The organism is Jatrophihabitans sp. (genome assembly GCF_051960575.1).
In the GTDB taxonomy this organism is placed as follows: domain Bacteria; phylum Actinomycetota; class Actinomycetes; order Mycobacteriales; family Jatrophihabitantaceae; genus JBQCEE01.
This window is the reverse complement of the sequence record NZ_JBQCEE010000083.1, coordinates 13,007-32,453: the sequence shown is the minus strand read 5'-3', so window position 1 is coordinate 32,453 and position 19,447 is coordinate 13,007. Positions and strand designations below refer to the sequence as shown.

The following is a 19,447-nucleotide window of genomic DNA, read 5'->3' as shown; positions in this document are numbered from 1 at the left end:
CGAGGGCGAGCAGACGGGCGGGACGCATAACGACTCCCGGGGATCGGTGCGGCACGGGCAGTACTCACGCGTACCAACGGCGCTGACCCCCGCTCGGTGACGCCGCTGTGACCTGCACGCTGTCCGGAACGGGACTCTCGTCCCGTTGTGCGCCGGGCACTCCGGCCGATCGAGGCGGAGGCAGGGCCCGCGGCGCTAACCTCGGGCCCACATCGACGCACGCCCAGCCCACGACCCCCGACCGAGGACGCCATGTACCAGACGCACGGCCCCGTGCTGGAGGCACTGCGGCTGCGCGGCGTCTCGCCGTCGGCGCTGCAGCAGGCGCTGCGCGAGGCCGACTCGTCCGGACGCCCGCTGCACGAGGTGCTCGTCGACGACCGGCTGGTCACCGACCTCGAGCTCGCGGCGGCGCTGGCCGACGCCTACGGACTGCAGAGCGTCGACCTCGCCGCGTACCCGATCGACGCCTCGGCCGCGGCCCGCATCCCGCTGCCGATGGCGCGCCGTCACCGCGTGCTCGGCATCGCGTTCGACGAGGAGGGCATCGTCGTCGCCGTCGCCGATCCGGGCGACGTGCTGGCGCTCGACGACGTGCGCGCCGCGACCGGGTTGCAGGTGCGGCCGGTCGTCGTCGCCCGCGACGAGCTGAACAAGGCCGTCGACCGGTTCCAGCGCACCGAGCAGGACCTCGACGAGATGGCGAGCGACCTGTCGGTGCAGGGCGCCGACGCCCTCGCGTCCTTCAGCGCCTCGATCGACACCCTCGGCGACGAGGCGCCCATCGTGCGCTACGTCAACTCACTCATCGAGCAGGCCATCGAGAACCGTGCGAGCGACCTGCACATCGAGCCGACCGAGAGCGACCTGCGCATCCGCTACCGCATCGACGGCGTGCTGCACGAGATCGAGTCGGTGCCGAAGGGCGTGCAGTCGGCCCTCATCAGCCGGCTGAAGATCATGGCGAGCGTCGACATCACCGAGCGCCGGGTGCCGCAGAACGGGCGCATCACCGTGCAGCTCGGCCAGCGGCACGTCGACCTGCGCGTGGCGACGCTGCCCACGGTGTGGGGCGAGAAGATCGTGCTGCGCGTGCTCGACACCGGCGGCATCGACCTCGAGCTGTCGCGACTCGGCTTCACGCCCGAGAACCACCGCCGCTTCGCGGAGAGCTTCACCAAGCCGCACGGCATGCTGCTCGTCACCGGCCCCACCGGCTCGGGCAAGTCGACGACGCTCTACGCGACGCTCACCGAGATCAGCAAGCCCGAGATCAACATCATCACCGTCGAGGACCCGGTCGAGTACCGCCTGCCCGGCGTCAACCAGGTGCAGGTGAACCACAAGGCAGGACTGACGTTCGCCGCGGTGCTGCCGGCCATCCTGCGCAGCGACCCCGACGTCGTGCTGATCGGCGAGATCCGTGACCGGGTCACCGCGCAGCTGGCGATCGAGGCCTCGCTCACCGGTCACCTCGTGCTCTCGACGCTGCACACCAACGACGCGCCGTCGGCGGTCACCCGGCTCGTCGAGATGGGCATCGAGCCGTTCCTCGTCGGGTCGTCGCTCGACTGCGTCATGGCCCAGCGCCTCGCCCGGCGGCTGTGCCAGTGGTGCAAGGAGCCGTACGCTCCGGCGGCCGCCGAGCTCGAGGGCGCCCGCTGGCCCGCTGAGCTGCTGCCCCCGCCGCCCCAGCTGTGGCGTCCGGTCGGATGCCGGTCGTGCTCGAACACCGGCTACTACGGGCGCATCGCGCTGCACGAGGTGATGCCGGTGAGCGAGCAGATCGAGCGGCTCGCCGTCGCCCGGGCCTCGGCACACGAGATCCAGCGCGCCGCCATGAGCGAGGGCATGGAGATGCTGCGCGTCGACGGCCTCCGCAAGGCCGCCGCCGGGGAGACCTCGCTCGCCGAGGTCCTCCGCGTCGCCGTCTGACTCGACGTCCAAGCCCGCTTGTCCCCCGGCCCAGTCGTTTCCTGAGCCCGAGAACGACCGGGCCGGGGGACAAGCGGGGGTTCGACCCGTCGCGTCCCGGTCGGGACCCGAGGTCGACCCGGTCGACCCGTGCCGCCGGGACTTCCGTCCCTTCTTTTTCTTCACGCGGTCTTGACACTCCGTCATGCCCATGACACTGTCTCACCTAACACCGATCACACATGACGGCGACGGGCTCCCCACCCCGTCCCTGAACTTGACTTCCCTCCCCACCGGCCGATGAGGATGCAGTGCGCCCCTACCCTGCTCCGGTCCGCTCCGAGCGAGCGGACGTGCGGCACCAGCTCGACGCGATGCTGGTCGACCTCGTGCGCCACGGCGGTTCCGACCTGCACCTGACCGTCGGGGCCCCGCCGATGATCCGCGTGCACGGTGATCTCCGTCCGCTCGGCGGCCCGTCGGACTACGCGCCGCTGGTGGCCGAGGAGACCGGGCTGCTGGTGCGCAGCGTCCTCACCGAGACGCAGTGGACGCGGTTCGAGACCGAGCTCGAGATGGATCTCGCCTACGACCTGCCGGGCGTCTCCCGCTTCCGGGTCAACTGCTTCCAGCAGCGCAACGCCTACGGCATGGTGCTGCGCGCGATCCCCCACGTCATCAAGCCGCTGCACGAGCTCGGCATCCCCGAGCAGATCGAGCGCTTCGCGCACCTCAAGCGCGGGCTGGTGCTCGTCACCGGGCCGACCGGCTCGGGCAAGACCACCACGCTGGCCAGCCTGCTCGACGTCGCCAACCGCACCCGGCGCGACCACATCGTCACCATCGAGGACCCGATCGAGTTCCTGCACCAGCACAACCGGTGCATCGTGAACCAGCGCGAGGTCGGCGTCGACACCGAGGGCTTCGCCACCGCGCTCAAGCGGGTGCTGCGCCAGGACCCCGACATCATCCTGGTCGGCGAGTTGCGCGACCTCGAGACGGTGTCGACCGCGATCACCGCCGCCGAGACCGGCCACCTCGTGCTCGCGACGCTGCACACGCAGTCGGCCGCGCAGACCATCGACCGGATCATCGACGTCTTCCCCCCGCACCAGCAGCAGGAGATCCGCGCGCAGCTGTCGACCGCGCTGCAGGGCGTCGTGACGCAGGCGCTGGCCAAGCGGGCCGACGGCAGCGGCCGCACGGTGATCTGCGAGGTCATGTTCGCGACCGCGGCGATCCGCAACCTCATCCGTGAGGGCAAGAACCACCAGATCCCGTCGTTCATGCAGTCCTCCGGGGCCGACGGCATGCTGACCTTCGACCAGCACCTCGCGCAGCGCGTGCACGAGTCGGCCATCAGCTACGAGCAGGGCCTCGAGCTGTGCCACGCGCCCGAGGAGTTCAAGCGTCTGGCGGGACGCGTCTGATGCCCGCCACCGCCACCGCCACCCGCACCTACGCCTACGAGGCGATCGACGCGTCGGGCAAGCGCAGCAAGGGCAAGCTCGAAGCGACGTCCGAGTCGACCGCGGCCGCCTCCCTCAAGCAGCAGGCGCTGACGCCGCTGTTCATCGGCGAGACCGGCAAGGGCCTGCAGCAGGAGATCCAGATCCCCGGCCTGCGGCGCAAGCGGGTCTCGTCCAAGGACCTCGCGATCTTCTCGCGGCAGTTCGCGACCATGAACGGCGCCGGGCTGTCGCTGCTGCGGTCGCTCGCGATCCTCGAGACCCAGACCGAGCAGCCGAAGCTCGCCGCCGCCATCAAGGACGTGCGGCGCGAGGTCGAGGGCGGCCTGTCGCTCTCGGCCGCGATGGCCCGCCAGGACGACGTCTTCCCCCGGCTGATGGTCGCCATGATCAACGCCGGCGAGACAGGCGGCTTCCTCGACAGCGCGCTCGACCGCATCGCCACGAACTTCGAGAAGGACGCGCAGCTGCGCGCCAAGATCAAGGCGGCGTTGACCTACCCCGCCATCGTCATCGCCTTCAGCGTGCTGATGGTGCTCGCCGTGCTGATCTTCATCGTGCCGATCTTCGAGCACATGTTCTCGCAGCTCGGCGGGAACCTGCCGCTGCCGACGCAGATCGTGCTGGACGTGAGCCACCAGCTCTGGTGGCTCGCCCCGCTCACCATCGCGGTCGTGCTGGTCGCCACGAAGGCGTTCCGGCGCAAGCTGCGCGACGACGCCGCGTGGCGGCTCGGGTTCGACCGGTTCAAGCTGCGGCTGCCCGTCTTCGGCAAGCTCTTCACCAAGATCGCGATCGCCCGGTTCTCGCGCAACCTCGGCACGCTGCTCTCGGTCGGCGTGCCGATCATGCAGGCCCTGGACGTCGTCGGCGGCACCACCGGCAACGCCGTGGTCAGCGAGGCGATGCAGGACGTCAAGCACGCGGTGCGCGACGGCCAGCCGATGTCGACGCCGCTGGCACGCCACGACATCTTCCCGCCGATGGTCACCCAGATGATCGAGGTCGGCGAGGAGTCGGGCCAGATCAGCGCGATGCTCGAGAAGGTCGCCGACTTCTACGACCACGAGGTCGAGACGTCGACCGAGTCGCTCACCGCGGCGATCGAGCCGCTCATGGTCGTCGTGATGGGCGCGATCATCGGCGTGCTGGTGATCTGCCTGTACCTGCCGATGTTCACGATCTACCAGAACATCCAGGGGGCGACGAGTTGATGCGCCTCCGCTCGTCGGCCGTCGTCGTGGCGGCGTGCGCGCTCGCCGCAACGGCGGTCGCGGCGCCGGCGACGGCTGCGTCCACCACCAGCGCCTACTCGGCCGCGGGCTACGCGACACCGGGCTCCCTGGCTCCCGTCACGACGATCACCGGGTCGCTCGGCGGTCTGGTCGGGCCGCTGGTGAACCCGGCGCTCGCCGGGCTGGTGAACCCGCTCGTCGCCGCGCTGACCCAGGCGCCGCAGACGGTCCTCGCCGGTGTCCTCACCGGCATCGTCAACGCCGGCAACGCGAGCGCGAACAACCCGATCAGCACGACGACCCCGTCGGGCCAGCCCAGTTGCGCGACGGCGCCGTGGAACGCCGGCAACGCCTGCTACTCGACGCTGAGCCTCGGCGCGCCGCTCGCGCCGCTGGTGAACGTCGGCCTGCAGGCGGCGAACGGCTACACCGGCACCTTCACGAACGGCACCGGCACACCGGTGACCGCCGTGGCGAGCGCCGCCCTCACCGATGTCAGCGTGCTCGGCCTGAACGTGGTCGGCGCGGGCACCGTCACCGCGACCTCGTCGTGCCCGACGACCGGGTCGACCTCGGCCACGGCCGCGTCGCCCGCCTTCAACGGTCTCGGCCTGTTCGGCAACGCCGTCAGCGCGTCGGTGGCGAGCGGGACGGGCCTGCTGTCCGTGCTCGTCGGCGGCAACCCGCTGGTCGGTACGCAGACGGTCACCATCCCCGGCGGCACGGTCTCGCTCACGCTGAACAGCAACCTGCTCACGGCGAAGATCACGATCACACCGAGCTACCTGCTGCAGCAGCTCGGGCTCTCGGTCGCAGGCTCGCTAATGAGCCTCATCACCGCGTCCAACCTGGTGCTGACGCTGACGGTCGGCCCGGGTGCGCAGAAGACCACCTCCTCGTCCCAGGCGTCGGCCGGCGCCTGGGGCCTCGAGGTCGGGGCTGATCTCTCCGGCAGCCTCGATCTCACCGTCGCCGGCCTGGTCGGCATCGACGTGGCGCTGCCCACCGGCATCACGTCGTCCGCCTACGGCAACCTGCTCGACCTGAAGCTGGCGTACACGACCTGCTCGGCCGTCAGTTCGAGCACCACTGCGCAGATCCCTCCGGGGGTGAACTAGCGCACCGCAGCCCCGCCCCTCGGCCCCACGCCGACCGGGCGTGATGCCCGGACTGCTCCGGACATCGACCGGGTCCCCAGCCCGGCTCTTCCCCACACAGAGTCCAGGAGGCTCACCTATGTACGACAAGCTCAACGACATCCGCGCGCGGCGTGCGAACGGCGAGAAGGGCTTCACCCTCATCGAGCTGCTCGTCGTCGTCGTGATCATCGGCATCCTCGTCGCCATCGCCATCCCGCTGTACCTCAACTACCGCAACGGCGCCGAGAACCGTGCGACGCAGTCGGACGTGCGCAACGCCGCCCCGGCACTCGAGCAGTTCCTCAGCGACACCGGCGCGTACCCGACCGCCGCGACGTACACCGACCTGCCGACGCTGGTGAACACGATCCACATGAGCAGTAACACGACCGCGCTGCAGTACAAGCAGAACGGCAGCAGCTACTGCGTCAAGGGCACCAACGACAACGGCACCTGGTACTACTCGCCGGCCGACGGCAAGGTCGAGACCGCCGTCCCGACCGGCTGCTGATCAACGCCCGTTGAGGGGCGGAGGCGTGGCCTCCGCCCCTGCTCGGTGCGTCGCGTCCCGCGGCGCACCCCGTGGTGGCTCGCCCCTGAGGAGGTGAACCCTGTGTCCGACCGTGTCCGTGTCGCGGTGTCGACCGTCCGTCCAGCCCGGCGACCCCTGCGCGGCCCGGACGAGGCGTCGGACGCAGGGTTCTCCCTCATCGAGGTGCTCGTCGCCATGGTGCTGTTCGTGATCGTCGCGACCGTCTCGGCCCGCGCCATCGTCGACGACATGGTGTCGGCGAAGTACAGCCGGCAGCGCACGCAGGCGAGCACCATCGCACAGTCGCTGCTCGCCGGCTTCCAGCGCGACAAGACGGTGCCGTCGACGTTCCCGACCACGGTGAACGGCTACGGCGTGCGCATCGCGGTCAACCCTGCCGGCACCTGCGCGACCGGCGGCACCCGCACGGTGAGCATCCTCGTGTACGCGCCGGGCGTGAGCACGTCGACCGGCGCACCGAGCGCCCGCACCGACTCGGTGCTCGCATGCTGACCGCCGGGCTCACCCGCCTACGTGCGGACGACGCGGGCACCAGCCTGGTCGAGCTGCTCGTCGCGATGGTGCTCGCCACCATCTGCGGCGCCGCGACCCTGCTGGTGTTCTCGAGCAGCAACGACGCGGTGAACGACACCTCCGACGCGCTGCTGGGCACCGGCAACGCCCGCGCCACCCTGTTGACGTGGCAGTCGCTGATCCAGGCGGCGGACGCGCCCCAGACCGACACCACGTGCAGCGTCGGCGCGACGGCCCACCGGTTCGAGTGGATCACCGCGCGCGAGACGCTGTTCTACAGCAACCTCGACAACAAGTCGGCCACCGCGGCGACGTGCACGCCGCCCACCATGGTGTGGCTCGCGCTGCGCAACGGGGCACTGCTCGAGGCGCGGTACACGGTGACCCCCGGCCAGACCACCTACAACCGCACGCTGTGCCGCGTGCTCGGCCTGGCGCAGCACGCGACGGTGTCGGCGAGCACTCTGTTCACCCCGAACCCGGGGCAGATGCTGTCGACCGTCGACTACGGCTCGGCCTTCGCGTCCACCACCCCGTTCGCCGCCGTCACCGGCTGCGCGAACACACCGGCGTCGGTCAGTGCGGCGTCGGTGAGCAACGGCACCACCACCGCGCTGTCGCAGGTGACGTCGGTGGGCATCGACTTCACCGTCGCCGACGCCAGCGGCAAGCACACCCAGAGCTACGACACCACGGTCACCGTGCTCGGTGGCACGACATGATCGCGCGCCTGCACCGCGTGCGCCGCGCCGAGGGCGAGCAGGGCTTCGTGCTCGTCTACGTGCTCATGGTCGCGACGATCATCTCGCTGCTGGTCACCTTCCTCACGGTGGGCGCCGAGGGCAACGTGCGGCCCGCGAAGAAGAGCGCGAACGAGCAGTCGGCGCTCGCCGCCGCCGAGGCCGGCATCCAGGCCTACTACGCCAGCCTGCTCGCGGCGAGCGGGTGCACGTCATTGCCGGTGCTCGCGACCAACGCGGGCGCCTGCGCCGGGCTCGGCCCTGGCTCGGGCGCGCACACCGCACAGCTCGTCAGCGCCGACACCGCCAACGCCTTCACCACGCAGAACCAGGCGTCCTACAGCTACCAGGTCGTCGCCGTCACCAGCTCCTTCGTGCGGGTGAAGTCGACCGGCACGGTCGGCACCAGCCCGAGCCAGCCGTTCTCCACCAGCAAGACGTTGATCGCCGACATCAGCGGCGCCGACTACACCAAGTACGCGTACTACTCGACCTACGAGACGATCCCGTCCAGCCTCGTGCAGTCGGAGTTCGGCCCGCGCACGATCGCCTTCGACGACGCGTCGACGCTGAGCGCCGCGGGCGCCGACACCGGCCTCACCAAGGTGGTGTGGGGCGGCGTGCCGACGACCGGCGCGACCGGCAGCCAGTGGTGCGACGCCCTCTACTACACGCCGGCGACCGGTGCCTCGACGGTGAACGCGAGCACGAGCGGTGCCGGACGGTTCTCGCGCGCCAGCGGCCTGCCGCTCGGCTACGACTTCCAGGAGCCGCTCGTCTCGGCCACCGGCGGCTCGGTGCCCGACCCCACGCACAACGGCGTCTGCCAGGTCGACTTCACGAGTGGCACGACCATCAACGGCCAGATGTACTCGCGGGACGCGTACCTGCTGAGCGCGGGCACCGCGAACGGCACCGGCCCCTCGTTCACGGTCGCGCCGCAGTCGGCCTGGAGCACCAGCGACAGCCCGGCGGGCGGCCAGGTGTGGAACCCGTTCCCGTACATCGGCGCGGGCTCGAACGCGGTGAACCGTCCGGTGTCGGCGGGCTTCACGCTCGCGCTGCCGGCGTCGGGTGCGGCCGCGCTCACGAGCAACACCGCGACGCTGGTGTGCGAGTACTACGGCCCGACCCGCGTGTTCGTGAAGGGCGCCTACGCCTACGTCACGAGCCCGTTGACCGCGGCGAACGCGGGCAGCGCGTGCACCACCTCGGGCGACTCGGGCGTCTCGGCGCCGAACGTGCCGGCGGGGCTGGCGGGGGCGGGGTCGCCGAGCGTGGTCGAGGCGAAGATCCCGGTCGCGAACACCTTGGTGTACGTGCACAAGTCGCCGCTGACCTCGTCGACCGCGTGGACGCCGGGCACCCCGATCTTCCAGCTGAAGTCGACGACGGGCGCGGGCGCCACGCTGCCGAATCCGACGGTCACCACGACCACGAGCACCCCCGACAACAACGTCGCGTCGAACGGCAGTCTCATCACGTCGCTGCTCGGCGGGCTCGTCCAACTGCCGGCGCCGAAGGCCGACGGCGCCTGGAACCTCGACTGGACCTACGACTGCTCGCTCACGGCGACGTGCGACGGCACGCTGCTCGGCAGCGGCAACGGCAACCTGAACCAGTACAACTTCGAGACCGACCTCGGGAAGACGTACACCCAGTTCAAGGCGCAGGTGCAGGCCGCGGCGTACCACCTCACCGACACGGTGTCCGGCACCCGCGCGTCGCTGCTCACCGACATGCAGACCGCGCTGAACGGCGTCTTCAATGCCGACGGCATCGGGACGGGCGGCAGCTTCACCTCGTCCAAGACCTTCGCGTTGACACAGGCGTCGTTGCCGACCCCGCCGACGAACAGCGGCGGCACGGCCAAGAGCTACACCGGCTACTACGCGACCTTCGCGCCGACCAGCGATCCTGGCTACGCGACGACCAGCGGCTGCACGACCGGCACCGCGTCCGGCGCGAGCACCAACACCTCGCTCACCGCGCCGACCCAGGCCGACGGCGACCCGCTGCTCGGCCAGCCCGCCTACGGCACCTCGCAGGGCCGTACCGACTGCACCCAGGACGCGATCAAGGTGACGGTGAGCCGCGTCCTGTCCAAGTCGTCGTGCAGCGGCACGGTCATCCTCGGCTCGTGCAGCGGCACGTGGTCCTACGCCTGGGACACCGCGAACGCGAAGCCGCAGTTCGACTTCACCTCGACACGGCAGCAGACGACGGCGAACACGATCGTCGCGTCGGCCGCCACCGCCTCGTTCCCGCTCAGCGCCGACGTCACGAAGTACCAGACGAACACCGACGGCCCGGGCGACGTGTACGTCGAGGGCGACGTCACCGGCAAGCTCAGCATCGTCGCCGAGCACGACATCGTGATCACCGGCAACCTCACCTACGACACCCCGGGCACCGACGTCACCGACCTCATCGCCAACGACAGCGTGCGCGTCTACCACCCGGTGCGGTGCACCGACACGGCCACCACCGTGACGACGGCCGGCTTCTGCCCGAACGACACGACAGGCCTGTCGCCCAAGGGCGTGCTCGAGTTCACCTCGTCCAACTTCGCGAAGCACCCGTCGCGGCAGTACACCAACCTCAGCCGCACCGCGACCTACGCGGGCGCGCAGGACGGCACGGATCTGGCCACCGTGTCCGTCCAGGCCGGGATCTTCGCACTCGGCGGCGCCTTCTACGCCGACAACTACGACCGAGGCGCCGGCTACGACCCCGACGGCACCCTGGCCGCCGGCGGCCTGCGGTCGGTGACCGTCACCGGCGGGGTGTACCAGCTGCACCACGGCCCGCTCGGCGTGCAGTGGGAGATCAAGAGCGACGCGACCACCCGGCCGACGTCGGGCTACACCCTCAACATCACGTGGGACAGCACGATGGGAACCCGAGGGCTCCCCTACCTGCCGCAGCTGTCCGGCGTGAACTCCAACGGCACGTGGCAGGTCATCAGCACCAGCGCGGTGAGCGGGTCATGACCGCCGCCGTCGTCCACCCTCCGACCATCCAGGAGCAGTGATGTCCGGAACCACCCTCGTCGGGCTCGACGTCGGATCGACCTCGATCCGCGCCGTCGAGGCGACCGCGGCCAAGGACCGGCCCGTCGTCAGCAACTTCGGGCAGTCCTTCCTGCCGGCCGGCGCCGTCGTCGCCGGTGTCGTCAAGGACGACAAGGCCGTCACCGGCGCGCTGCGTCAGCTCTGGACGGCGCACGACTTCAGCAGCCGCAAGATCGTGCTCGGCGTGACGCACCAGCAGATGGTCGTCCGCGAGATCGACGTGACGAACCTGCCGGCGCGCGAGCTCAAGCAGGCGCTGCCGTTCCTCGTGCGCGACGTGCTGCCACTGCCGGTCGAGCAGGCACTGCTGGACTTCTACCCGCTCGAGGATCCGGGCAAGGCCGACTCCGTGCACGGCCTGCTCATCGCCGCGCCGAAGGACGCGGTGATCGACATGGTGCGCGCCGTCGAGGCCGCGAACCTGCACGTCGTGCACGTCGACCTCGCCTGCTTCGCCGCGTTGCGGGCGTCCGCCCATGTCAACAGTGACACCGAGGCCGTACTGGACATCGGCGCGAACGCCACGACGATCGTCATCCACACCGACGGCGTGCCGAAAATCGTGCGCACCATCCCCCGCGGCGGCGCCGAGGTGACCAAGATGCTCGCGTCGCGGCTCGGGATCTCGACCGAGGAGGCCGAGGTGCTCAAGTGCCGGGTCGGGCTCGACGCGGCCGAGTCGAGCGAGGCCGCCGACGTCGCGGCCGAGGCGTTGCGCCCGCTCGTCACCGAGATCCGCAACTCACTGAACTACTTCGGCACGGCGCACCCGGACGACCGCGTCACCCGCCTCGCCCTCGTCGGCGGTGCGTCGATGCTCGCCGGCCTGCCGGGCGCACTCACGCGCCAGATCGGCGTGCCCGCCTACCTGTCCGACCCGCTGCAGCGCGTGAGCGATCCGCGGCGGGGCGGCAAGCACGACATCCTCGGCCGGTTCCGCTCGTCGGCCGCAGTCTCGATCGGCCTCACGTTGGGAGCAGCCTGATGGTCCGCCCGTCCCCCGCGCCCGTCGCGCTGGCCGACCCGGCCGACGCCCGGCCGAGCCCGAACTCGCGACTGGTCGCGATCCGCGCCAACCTCATGCCCGACGAGATCGTCGTCGCCCGCCGCACCGACCAGTTGCGCCGGCACGTGATCATCGCGCTCAGCGCCCTGCTCGCGTTCCTGCTGTTCTGGTACGGCCTGTCCTGGTGGCAGACGAACTCGGCCGAGGACGACCTGACCTCCGCCCAGCAGCAGACGGTGGCGCTGCAGGACCAGCAGCACCGGTTCGCCCCGTTGACCGAGGCGCAGCGCGTGTCGTCGACGGTCGCCGTGCAGCTGCACAAGCTGATGACCGGTGACCTCAGCTGGAAGGACATGCTGGCCACCCTGCGCAGCCAGGCCGGTGCCGACGTCACGCTCCTCAACGTGACGGGCACGATCATCAGCGGCGCGGGCGCGTCGGTGGCCACGAACACCAGCAGCGGCATCGCCGTGCTGAACACGTCGGGCAAGCCGGTCGTCGGCTCGCTCACGATCACCGGCCGGGCGAGCGACAAGGACGCAGTGGCGGCGTACGTCGACCGTCTCGCCACGGTCAAGGGTCTCGCCACCCCGTACCCCGCCAACGTCACGGTGATCCTGAACGGCGTGAGCTTCACCGTGCAGGCCGTCCTCACCACGGACGTGCTCGGTGGTCGCTACGCGGCCGCACCGGCGGCGACCGGCGCGACCGGCACCACCGGCACCACGGCAGGAGGCAAGTGATGGCGCGCTCGCAGACCGAGCGGTTGTGGCTCATCGGCGGCACCATCGTCGGTGTCGTGATGCTGCTGCTCGGCTACCTCCTGTTCATCAGCCCCGAGCGCGACGACACGGCCTCGGTGCGCGACCAGGTGTCGTCGGCGCAGGCCGCCAACGCGCAGCTGCAGGCGAAGCTCGCCCAGTTGCAGCAGCAGGACAAGCAGCGCGCGAAGTACCAGGCCGCCGCCGCGGCCGCGCGCCAGGCGCTGCCACAGACGAGCGACCTGTCGACCTTCCTGCGCAGCCTGCAGAACATCGGCAGCGCCACGAACAGCGACGTGTCGTCGCTGACCGCGGGCACCCCGGTGGACGTGACCACGGTGGCCACCACCGGCACCGTCGCGACGGCGAGCAGGCCGACCGCGGCGCCGACGAACGTGGCCGCGGCGAACGCGTCCATCCTCAACGGCTCGTCGAACCCCGCGCCTGCCGCGGCGGTCGCCACCGGCCCGCGGGTCTACGCGCTGCCGATCAATGCCACGGTGTCCGGGTCGGTCGACGCGCTGAACGCGTTCCTCACCCAGCTGCAGGCGGTGCAGCCCCGGGCCGTGCTCATCACCTCGATCATGGAGGGGATCCCCGACAAGACCACCGCCAAGACGGCACAGGTGCCCCAGCTGGTCATGACCTTCTCGGCCTTCGTCGCCCCGGCGACCGCGGCCGAGAGCTCGCAGCTGCAGGCCGCGGCGGCCGGCAAGTGACCCGCGCGCGACGGGTCGTGCTCGGCGGCGTGCTGCTCGGCACGCTGCTGCTCGACACCGCCGCGTGCACGTCGTCGGGCACGCCGCGCGCGGCGGTGAACCCGTCGTCGCCGGTCGGCACCGGGTCGGACGCCACGACGGGTGCTGCGACCGGCGCGGCGACGCGTTCGTTCACGGCGGTGCGCTGGTGGTCTGACGCCGCGGGAGGGGTGGGCAGCCCGATCGACGTGCAGCACCCCACGTCCGCCGCGTCGACGCTGCACCCCTCGCGCGCCGACTACTGCCGCATGCTGCGGCAGACGGTGTCGGCGGGCACGTCGCTCACCTCGGGCGTCGCAGCGTCCGACCCGGCTCTGCACGCGGCGACGCGGGCCTACCTCGCCGAGCTCACCGCCGTCGCGCCGACCTCGCTCACCTCGGCGTGGCAGAAGGTCGGCGAGCTGCTGTTGGGCGTGGTGACCGGCGGCAGCCGGCCGAGTGTGCCGAAGGGCGACGAGCTCGCGAAGGTGGCGGCGGACGCCGACCTCATCGCCCGCGACGCGCAGGACCGGTGCCACACGTCGCTGCGCGGCACGACGGTCAAGCTCGCCGGCTGAGCGCCCGCGTCCCGGATCGTGCCGGCGCCCCCGGATCTTGATGGTCGGAGCCGGGCATGGGTCGTCCGGGCCATGAGGGTCCGGTCGGACGCGGGGATGCCGGTCAGGTCGCGGGCAGGACGCCCTCGATGCGGTCGACGCGGAAGTGGCGCTCGGCGTCCTTGAGGTGGCAGTACGCGATGAGGACGCCGAAGTCGAGGGTGGCGGCGCTGATCGTGCGCCGGGTGATCCGGCCGGTGCCCGAGAGGTAGTCGATCGTCACGGGGCCGCCGGTGTCGATGGCGTGGGCGAGCAGCCGGATCTCGTCGAGGTCGAGCCCGTCGGCGCCGAAGCGCACGAGCTCGTGCTCGGTCGGCGTGCGGGTGTCGGTCTCCGCCCGGGGCCTCGACAGGCGTTGCGCGACGACCGCCGGATCGGCCGGCGGCAACGGCTCGCCGAACAGCAGCCGACGCGGCCTGGTCGAACCGTTCCGCGCCTGCACCACCGGGTCGCGCGGCGCATGGCCGGACGTGAGGTCGATGAGCTCGCCGTCGGGCATCGGCAGGTACCCCGCGGCGCGCAGCCCGGTCAGCGCGGTGGCCATGTCGACCGCGGCGACGAGCACCGTCGGGGCCAGCTGCCGCAGCCCGAGATGCAGCAGGCTCCGGTCGCCGGCGAGCTGCCGCACGAGCACCTCGTCGTCGCTGCGCAGCACGCTCACCGCCGGCGCCACCCGGATGTGCCCGTGCCGGCGACCCACGTCCTCGACGAGGTACCGCAACGGCTGTGGCAGCTCGGCCGACGCCACGGCGGCGAGATCCTCGAGCAGACCTGCGGCCGAGTAGCCCTCGTCGAGCGCGCGCCGCACCGAGCCGGGCGTGAAGCGCCACACGGTCGCGCCCCCACTGCCCTCGCGGTCGGCTGCGGCGTCGAGCAACCGGCTCACCCGGGCGACCGGGACGCCGGGCACGACGGCGGTCAGGTCGGCCCCGAACATGGCGCTGTCGTGGGCGTCGGGCAGCACAGCCCGCAGCATCGACGTCACGTCCTCGCCGCCCGCCGCGAGGGCGTGGCCGAGGGCGGTCAGCCCGCCTGCGGCGACCAGGCCGAGCCGGGTGGCCTCATCGACCACCGTGCGGTAGGCCTGGACACCCTCCTCCGGCACCAGCGTGAACGGGTGGTGCCAGAGGATCACCGCCGCGAGGTTCGGGACGTCGACGGCGTGGCCGAGGCGGACGGCGGACCAGTAGGCGAACAACCGCTGCCGCGCCGTGCGGTAGCGGGGGTGGCGCTCGGGCTGCAGGACGGCCACCCGCGCGCCCCGCTCGGTCAGCTGGGTGGGGTTGTGGTCGAGCGACCACCACACGTGCAGCAGCTCGGCCACCGCCTCGGCCGGAGGCTGGGCGCGCCAGGTGTCGGCGGCAGCCGACGGTCCCCAGGTCGCCGAATCCTGCGGGGCGCGCGCCGGCAGGTACTGCAGTGCGCCGACCTCGAACAGCAGTGCCAGCGACAGGCGCACCTCGGCGTCGTCCGCGTCGACGGCCTTCGCCAGCCGGGCGATCTCGCGGGCGCCGATGCCACCGCTCTTGAGGGTGGGGACGGGCGCGCGGGCCAGCCGGTCGAGCACGGCCATCACGACGTCGGCGAAGCGGCCGACCGCCGCCGTGGACCACTCCGGCCACCGCGGATCGTCGATCGGGAAGGCGTGCAACCCGATCGGACGCGGCTCGAACGGCGCGCGGAAGCCGTGCGCGACCATGTCGTCGACCGCGGCGCGCCAGTGCCCGAGCCGGTACGGCGCCCGGGTGCGTCCGGCCATGAACTCGTGCGCGGCGACGCCGTAGGGATCGTCGAAGAGGTCGACGAAGGCGCGTGAGCCCTCGAGCCGGTCGCCGTCACGGCGCAGCAGCGCGTGGTCGACCATGACGTCGACCCACCCGGCCACCGCCTCGAGGTGCTCGGGGCCCTCGCCGGCGAGCAGCTGCGCGAGCGCCGCGACCGACGTCTCGAGGTCGTGGGCCGTCACGGCCTCGGCGATCTGGGTGCAGGGCAGCGGCAGCCGGTCGAGCGCCTCGCGCACGAGGTCGTGGCGGTCGAGCCGCAACGCGAGCTCGAGCAACGATTCGGGCGCCGGCTGGTACAGCACCTCCGGGCGGTTGCGAAGCAGCGCGGTCATGGCCTCGACGTCCAGCCCCAGCAACCACGCACCGAAGTGCGGCGACCTCAACACCACGAGCTGTGCGGACCCCCGACCGTCACTGGGGCGGGTACTGCTGCGTCGGCGGGTAGCCCGGCTGGCCCTGCGGGTGGCCCGGCTGCTGCGGGTAACCCGGCTGCTGGGGATACCCGGCCTGCTGGGGCGGGTACGGCGGCTGCTGGGCGTAGCCCGGCTGCTGCGGCGGGGCGTAGCCGCCCTGCGGGTAGCCGTAGCTGCGGGCGCGGCGGTCGTGGTCCTGCTCGATGAGACGGTTCAACAGCTGTTGCTGGTCGTCGGAGTTCGGCACGTTGACCAGCACCTCCTGCCCCTGCTCACCGGCCGACTCGATCGTGAGCGTGCCCGCGCCGACCATGCGGTCCCAGAGCGACTGGCTGAACGCGACGTCGTTGATGCGGGGCAGTGCGATGTCGCGCCCGGTGCGGTGCAGGATGCCGCGGCGGATCAGCACCCGGTGGGTGGTGAAGACGTAGTGGGTGGTCTTCCACCGGATCCACGGCGCCGCCGTGAGCCAGCAGAACAGCACCACCGCGACGACGACGAGCAGGATCAGGACGACCGTGCGGCCGGTGCCGTTGTCGGGGGCGTAGGCGATGCCGAAGCCGAGACCGGCACAGATCACGAGGAACCACAGCGTCGCCGGGACGAGGGTGATCCAGTGCGGGTGGAGGTGCTCGACGACCTTCTCGTCCTCGGCGAGCACCTTGTCCGGATACGCCACGGCAACCTCCAGCTGTCGGGGCTCCCACCGTAGCCGCTGGGCGCGCCCCCCGTCAGGCCGGACGCAGGTGCTCGACGTCGCCCGCGGCGACCGGATCGCCGTCGACGAGCAGCCGGCCGGCGTCGTCGATGTCGGTGGCGCGTCCGCGCAGGGTGGTGCCGTCGAGCTGGGTCACCGCGACGTGGCGGCCGAGCGTGCCGCAGGCCTCGCGGTAGGCGCGGGTCAGCCCGCAGACCTCGGCGTCGCCGTGCGCGTCGAGCCAGGCCCGGTAGCGCGCGTCGAGGGCGCGGACGAGGGCGACCAGCACGTCGGTGCGGTCGGCGTCGACGCCCTCGATGCGCAGCGAGGTGGCCGTCGGCACCGGCAGCTCGTCGGCCGTCGTGCTGACGTTCAGCCCGACGCCGAGCACGGCCGCGCCGCCGCTGGACTGCGCGAGCAGGCCGGCGACCTTGCGTTCGCCGACGAGCACGTCGTTCGGCCACTTCAGCGTCACGTGGTCGGTGAGGCCGGACAGCACGTCGTGCACCGCGACCCCGGTGAGCAGCGGCAGCCAGCCCCACTGGTTGGCGGGCACCGGCGGGCGCACGAGCGCGCTGAAGGTGAGGCCGGCGGCGGCGGGCGACTCCCAGCCGCGGTCGAGCCGGCCGCGTCCGGCGGTCTGGAGCTCGGCGACGAGCACGAGCCGGTCGGCCCCCCCGTCGGCCGCGGCGCGGGCGAGCAGGTCGGCGTTGGTGGACGCGGTCTCGGCGACCACCTCGACCGGCCAGGGGGCGGCGGCGAGCCGGTGCGCGTCCAGCGGGGTGCGGGCGGAGGGTGCGGCTGGGTCGGCAGAGGCCATCACCGCACCGTACGTCACTCTCCTCCCCTACCGGTGCGTTCCTGTCGGTGGCCCGGTTTACCCTCTCGGGCATGGCAGCTGAGCCGCTCGACTCCGTCGACCCGCACACCACCGCCGGCAAGCTCGCGGACCTGCACCGCCGCTACGACGAGGCGGTGCACGCCGGGTCGGCGCGCGCCGTCGAGAAGCAGCACGCGAAGGGCAAGAAGACGGCCCGCGAGCGGCTCGAGGCGCTGCTCGACGAGGGCTCGTTCATCGAGCTGGACGAGTTCGCCCGGCACCGGTCGACGAACTTCGGCATGGACGCGAACCGGCCCTTCGGCGACGGCGTCGTCACCGGCTACGGCACCGTCGACGGGCGCCCGGTGTGCGTCTTCAGCCAGGACGTCACCGTCTTCGGCGGCGCCCTCGGCGAGGTCTACGGCGAGAAGATCGTCAAGGTGCTCGACTTCGCCATGAAGACCGGCTGCCCGGTGATCGGCATCAACGAGGGCGGCGGCGCGCGCATCCAGGAGGGCGTCGTCTCGCTCGGCCTCTACGGCGAGATCTTCCACCGCACCGTCATGGCCTCGGGCGTGATCCCGCAGATCTCGCTCATCATGGGCGCCGCGGCCGGCGGGCACGTGTACTCGCCCGCGCTCACCGACTTCATCGTGATGGTCGACCAGACCTCGCAGATGTTCATCACCGGCCCCGACGTCGTGAAGACGGTGACCGGTGAGGACGTCACGCTCGAGGAACTCGGCGGCGCGCGCACCCACAACACCAAGAGCGGCAACTCGCACTACCTGGCCAGCGACGAGGACGACGCGATCGCGTACGTCAAGGCGCTGCTGAGCTACCTGCCGTCCAACAACCTCGACCTGCCGCCGGTGTACGACACCGAGGTCAGCGACGCGGTCGAGGAGGACGACGCGTTCCTCGACACGTTCATCCCCGACTCGGCGAACACGCCCTACGACATGCACACGATCATCGAGCACCTGCTCGACGACGGTGACTTCCTCGAGGTGCACCCGCTGTTCGCGCCGAACATCATCGTCGGCTTCGGCCGCGTCGAGGGCCACCCGGTCGGCGTCGTGGCGAACCAGCCGATGCACTTCGCCGGCTGCCTCGACATCGACGCGTCCGAGAAGGCCGCGCGGTTCGTGCGCACCTGCGACGCCTTCAACATCCCGATCCTGACGCTGGTCGACGTCCCCGGCTTCCTGCCCGGCGTCTCGCAGGAGCACACCGGCATCATCCGGCGCGGCGCGAAGCTGATCTACGCCTACTGCGAGGCGACGGTCCCGAAGGTCACCGTCATCACCCGCAAGGCGTTCGGCGGCGCCTACGACGTCATGGGCTCGAAGCACCTCGGCGCCGACATCAACGTCGCGTGGCCGACCGCCCAGATCGCGGTCATGGGCGCGCAGGGCGCGGTCAACATCCTGCACCGCAAGGCGCTGGCCTCGGCCGACGACCCGGAGGCGACGCGCGCCGAGCTGATCCAGGACTACGAGGACACGCTCGTCACGCCGTACATCGCCGCCGAGCGCGGGTACGTCGACTCGGTCATCCCGCCGTCGCACACGCGCACCTACGTCATCAAGGCGCTGCGCATGCTGCGGAACAAGCGCGAGACGCTGCCGCCGAAGAAGCACGGGAACATCCCGCTGTGACGGCGCCGGCCGAGGGCACCGGCGAGCGGCCGGTGCTGCGCATCGTCAGCGGGTCGCCGACGCCCGAGGAGCTCGCCGTGCTCACCGCCCTGGTGACCGCGGCCGGGGCGGGCGGCGTCGCCGCGGCGCCCGAGGCACCCCGCCGCGGGCGCTGGAACGACCCGGCCCGCGGCACGCGACGCCCGCTGCTGCCGGGCCCGGGCGCCTGGCGCGCCACCTGGCTCGCCTGAGGCCGCCCTCCACCTGACGAACCCCCTGCTGTGGCCCATTCCTGACCCTTCGGACGAGCCCGAGCAGGGGGTTCGTGCTGTGCG

Annotated in this window: 17 protein-coding genes; 14 read left to right on the top strand and 3 right to left on the bottom strand. The window is 71.6% G+C overall.

The window, feature by feature from the left end:
* Positions 1-252 precede the first annotated feature (252 nt).
* The 12 genes from ACTHMS_RS04375 to ACTHMS_RS04320 all read left to right on the top strand — a co-directional run bounded on the left by ACTHMS_RS04375 (position 253) and on the right by ACTHMS_RS04320 (position 13,719).
* Positions 253-1,935 carry a GspE/PulE family protein gene (locus ACTHMS_RS04375; RefSeq protein WP_440305451.1) on the top strand — a complete coding sequence of 561 codons (1,683 nt, stop codon included), beginning with the start codon at positions 253-255 and terminating at the stop codon, positions 1,933-1,935.
* Between the two features lie 332 nt (positions 1,936-2,267).
* Entirely contained in the window at positions 2,268-3,344 is a 1,077-nt protein-coding gene (locus tag ACTHMS_RS04370; protein ID WP_440305450.1) for a type IV pilus twitching motility protein PilT, read from the top strand.
* Positions 3,344-4,597 (top strand): type II secretion system F family protein, encoded by a 1,254-nt coding sequence (locus ACTHMS_RS04365; protein WP_440305449.1) that lies wholly within the window; start codon positions 3,344-3,346, stop codon positions 4,595-4,597. The genes ACTHMS_RS04370 and ACTHMS_RS04365 overlap by 1 nt, the downstream gene beginning before the upstream one ends.
* Positions 4,597-5,736: a hypothetical protein gene (locus tag ACTHMS_RS04360; RefSeq protein ID WP_440305448.1), complete on the top strand. Its 1,140-nt coding sequence runs from the start codon at positions 4,597-4,599 to the stop codon at positions 5,734-5,736. The genes ACTHMS_RS04365 and ACTHMS_RS04360 overlap by 1 nt, the downstream gene beginning before the upstream one ends.
* Positions 5,737-5,854: 118 nt before the next feature.
* Positions 5,855-6,268, top strand: coding sequence for a type IV pilin protein (locus ACTHMS_RS04355; protein ID WP_440305447.1), 414 nt, complete (start codon positions 5,855-5,857; stop codon positions 6,266-6,268).
* A 102-nt stretch (positions 6,269-6,370) separates the two neighbouring features.
* Entirely contained in the window at positions 6,371-6,802 is a 432-nt protein-coding gene (locus tag ACTHMS_RS04350; RefSeq protein WP_440305446.1) for a type IV pilus modification PilV family protein, read from the top strand.
* On the top strand, positions 6,796-7,545 hold the full coding sequence (locus tag ACTHMS_RS04345) for a hypothetical protein (RefSeq protein WP_440305445.1): 750 nt from the start codon (positions 6,796-6,798) through the stop codon (positions 7,543-7,545). The genes ACTHMS_RS04350 and ACTHMS_RS04345 overlap by 7 nt, the downstream gene beginning before the upstream one ends.
* Complete coding sequence (locus ACTHMS_RS04340; RefSeq protein ID WP_440305444.1) at positions 7,542-10,556, top strand: type II secretion system protein; 3,015 nt, start codon at positions 7,542-7,544, stop codon at positions 10,554-10,556. The genes ACTHMS_RS04345 and ACTHMS_RS04340 overlap by 4 nt, the downstream gene beginning before the upstream one ends.
* 40 nt (positions 10,557-10,596) lie before the next feature.
* Entirely contained in the window at positions 10,597-11,622 is a 1,026-nt protein-coding gene (gene pilM, locus ACTHMS_RS04335; RefSeq protein ID WP_440305443.1) for a type IV pilus assembly protein PilM, read from the top strand.
* Positions 11,622-12,386, top strand: coding sequence for a hypothetical protein (locus ACTHMS_RS04330; RefSeq protein ID WP_440305442.1), 765 nt, complete (start codon positions 11,622-11,624; stop codon positions 12,384-12,386). The genes pilM and ACTHMS_RS04330 overlap by 1 nt, the downstream gene beginning before the upstream one ends.
* Positions 12,386-13,123, top strand: a complete 738-nt coding sequence (locus ACTHMS_RS04325; RefSeq protein WP_440305441.1) for a hypothetical protein — start codon at positions 12,386-12,388, stop codon at positions 13,121-13,123. The genes ACTHMS_RS04330 and ACTHMS_RS04325 overlap by 1 nt, the downstream gene beginning before the upstream one ends.
* Positions 13,120-13,719: a hypothetical protein gene (locus ACTHMS_RS04320; protein ID WP_440305440.1), complete on the top strand. Its 600-nt coding sequence runs from the start codon at positions 13,120-13,122 to the stop codon at positions 13,717-13,719. Before ACTHMS_RS04325 ends, ACTHMS_RS04320 begins: the two co-directional genes overlap by 4 nt.
* Before the next feature lie 103 nt (positions 13,720-13,822).
* Here the strand turns inward: ACTHMS_RS04320 and ACTHMS_RS04315 are convergent, their stop codons facing one another.
* From ACTHMS_RS04315 to ACTHMS_RS04305, 3 genes are read right to left on the bottom strand one after another with little or no spacing between them, the layout of a single operon-like run.
* A complete protein-coding gene (locus tag ACTHMS_RS04315; RefSeq protein ID WP_440305439.1) occupies positions 13,823-15,925 on the bottom strand; it encodes a helicase-associated domain-containing protein in 2,103 nt (700 codons plus the stop codon).
* A 28-nt stretch (positions 15,926-15,953) separates the two neighbouring features.
* On the bottom strand, positions 15,954-16,634 hold the full coding sequence (locus tag ACTHMS_RS04310; RefSeq protein ID WP_440305438.1) for a PH domain-containing protein: 681 nt from the start codon (positions 16,632-16,634) through the stop codon (positions 15,954-15,956).
* 52 nt (positions 16,635-16,686) lie between these two features.
* Positions 16,687-17,472 carry a biotin--[acetyl-CoA-carboxylase] ligase gene (locus ACTHMS_RS04305; RefSeq protein WP_440305437.1) on the bottom strand — a complete coding sequence of 262 codons (786 nt, stop codon included), beginning with the start codon at positions 17,470-17,472 and terminating at the stop codon, positions 16,687-16,689.
* A gap of 71 nt (positions 17,473-17,543) precedes the next feature.
* Between ACTHMS_RS04305 and ACTHMS_RS04300 the strand changes: the two genes are divergently transcribed.
* Together ACTHMS_RS04300 and ACTHMS_RS04295 are read left to right on the top strand one after the other, a co-directional pair.
* The gene (locus ACTHMS_RS04300) at positions 17,544-19,133 is read left to right on the top strand and encodes an acyl-CoA carboxylase subunit beta (RefSeq protein ID WP_440305436.1); all 1,590 of its coding nucleotides are present in this window, start codon (positions 17,544-17,546) and stop codon (positions 19,131-19,133) included.
* A complete protein-coding gene (locus ACTHMS_RS04295; protein WP_440305435.1) occupies positions 19,130-19,363 on the top strand; it encodes an acyl-CoA carboxylase subunit epsilon in 234 nt (77 codons plus the stop codon). Before ACTHMS_RS04300 ends, ACTHMS_RS04295 begins: the two co-directional genes overlap by 4 nt.
* Positions 19,364-19,447 lie beyond the last annotated feature (84 nt).

Coding starts and splice junctions, on each gene's coding strand:
- ACTHMS_RS04355 (WP_440305447.1), top strand. CDS start 5,855: ATGTACGACAAGCTCAACGACATCCGCGCGCGGCGTGCGAACGGCGAG.
- ACTHMS_RS04365 (WP_440305449.1), top strand. CDS start 3,344: ATGCCCGCCACCGCCACCGCCACCCGCACCTACGCCTACGAGGCGATC.
- ACTHMS_RS04375 (WP_440305451.1), top strand. CDS start 253: ATGTACCAGACGCACGGCCCCGTGCTGGAGGCACTGCGGCTGCGCGGC.
- pilM (WP_440305443.1), top strand. CDS start 10,597: ATGTCCGGAACCACCCTCGTCGGGCTCGACGTCGGATCGACCTCGATC.
- ACTHMS_RS04360 (WP_440305448.1), top strand. CDS start 4,597: ATGCGCCTCCGCTCGTCGGCCGTCGTCGTGGCGGCGTGCGCGCTCGCC.
- ACTHMS_RS04325 (WP_440305441.1), top strand. CDS start 12,386: ATGGCGCGCTCGCAGACCGAGCGGTTGTGGCTCATCGGCGGCACCATC.
- ACTHMS_RS04330 (WP_440305442.1), top strand. CDS start 11,622: ATGGTCCGCCCGTCCCCCGCGCCCGTCGCGCTGGCCGACCCGGCCGAC.
- ACTHMS_RS04305 (WP_440305437.1), bottom strand. CDS start 17,472: ATGGCCTCTGCCGACCCAGCCGCACCCTCCGCCCGCACCCCGCTGGAC.
- ACTHMS_RS04340 (WP_440305444.1), top strand. CDS start 7,542: ATGATCGCGCGCCTGCACCGCGTGCGCCGCGCCGAGGGCGAGCAGGGC.
- ACTHMS_RS04345 (WP_440305445.1), top strand. CDS start 6,796: ATGCTGACCGCCGGGCTCACCCGCCTACGTGCGGACGACGCGGGCACC.
- ACTHMS_RS04300 (WP_440305436.1), top strand. CDS start 17,544: ATGGCAGCTGAGCCGCTCGACTCCGTCGACCCGCACACCACCGCCGGC.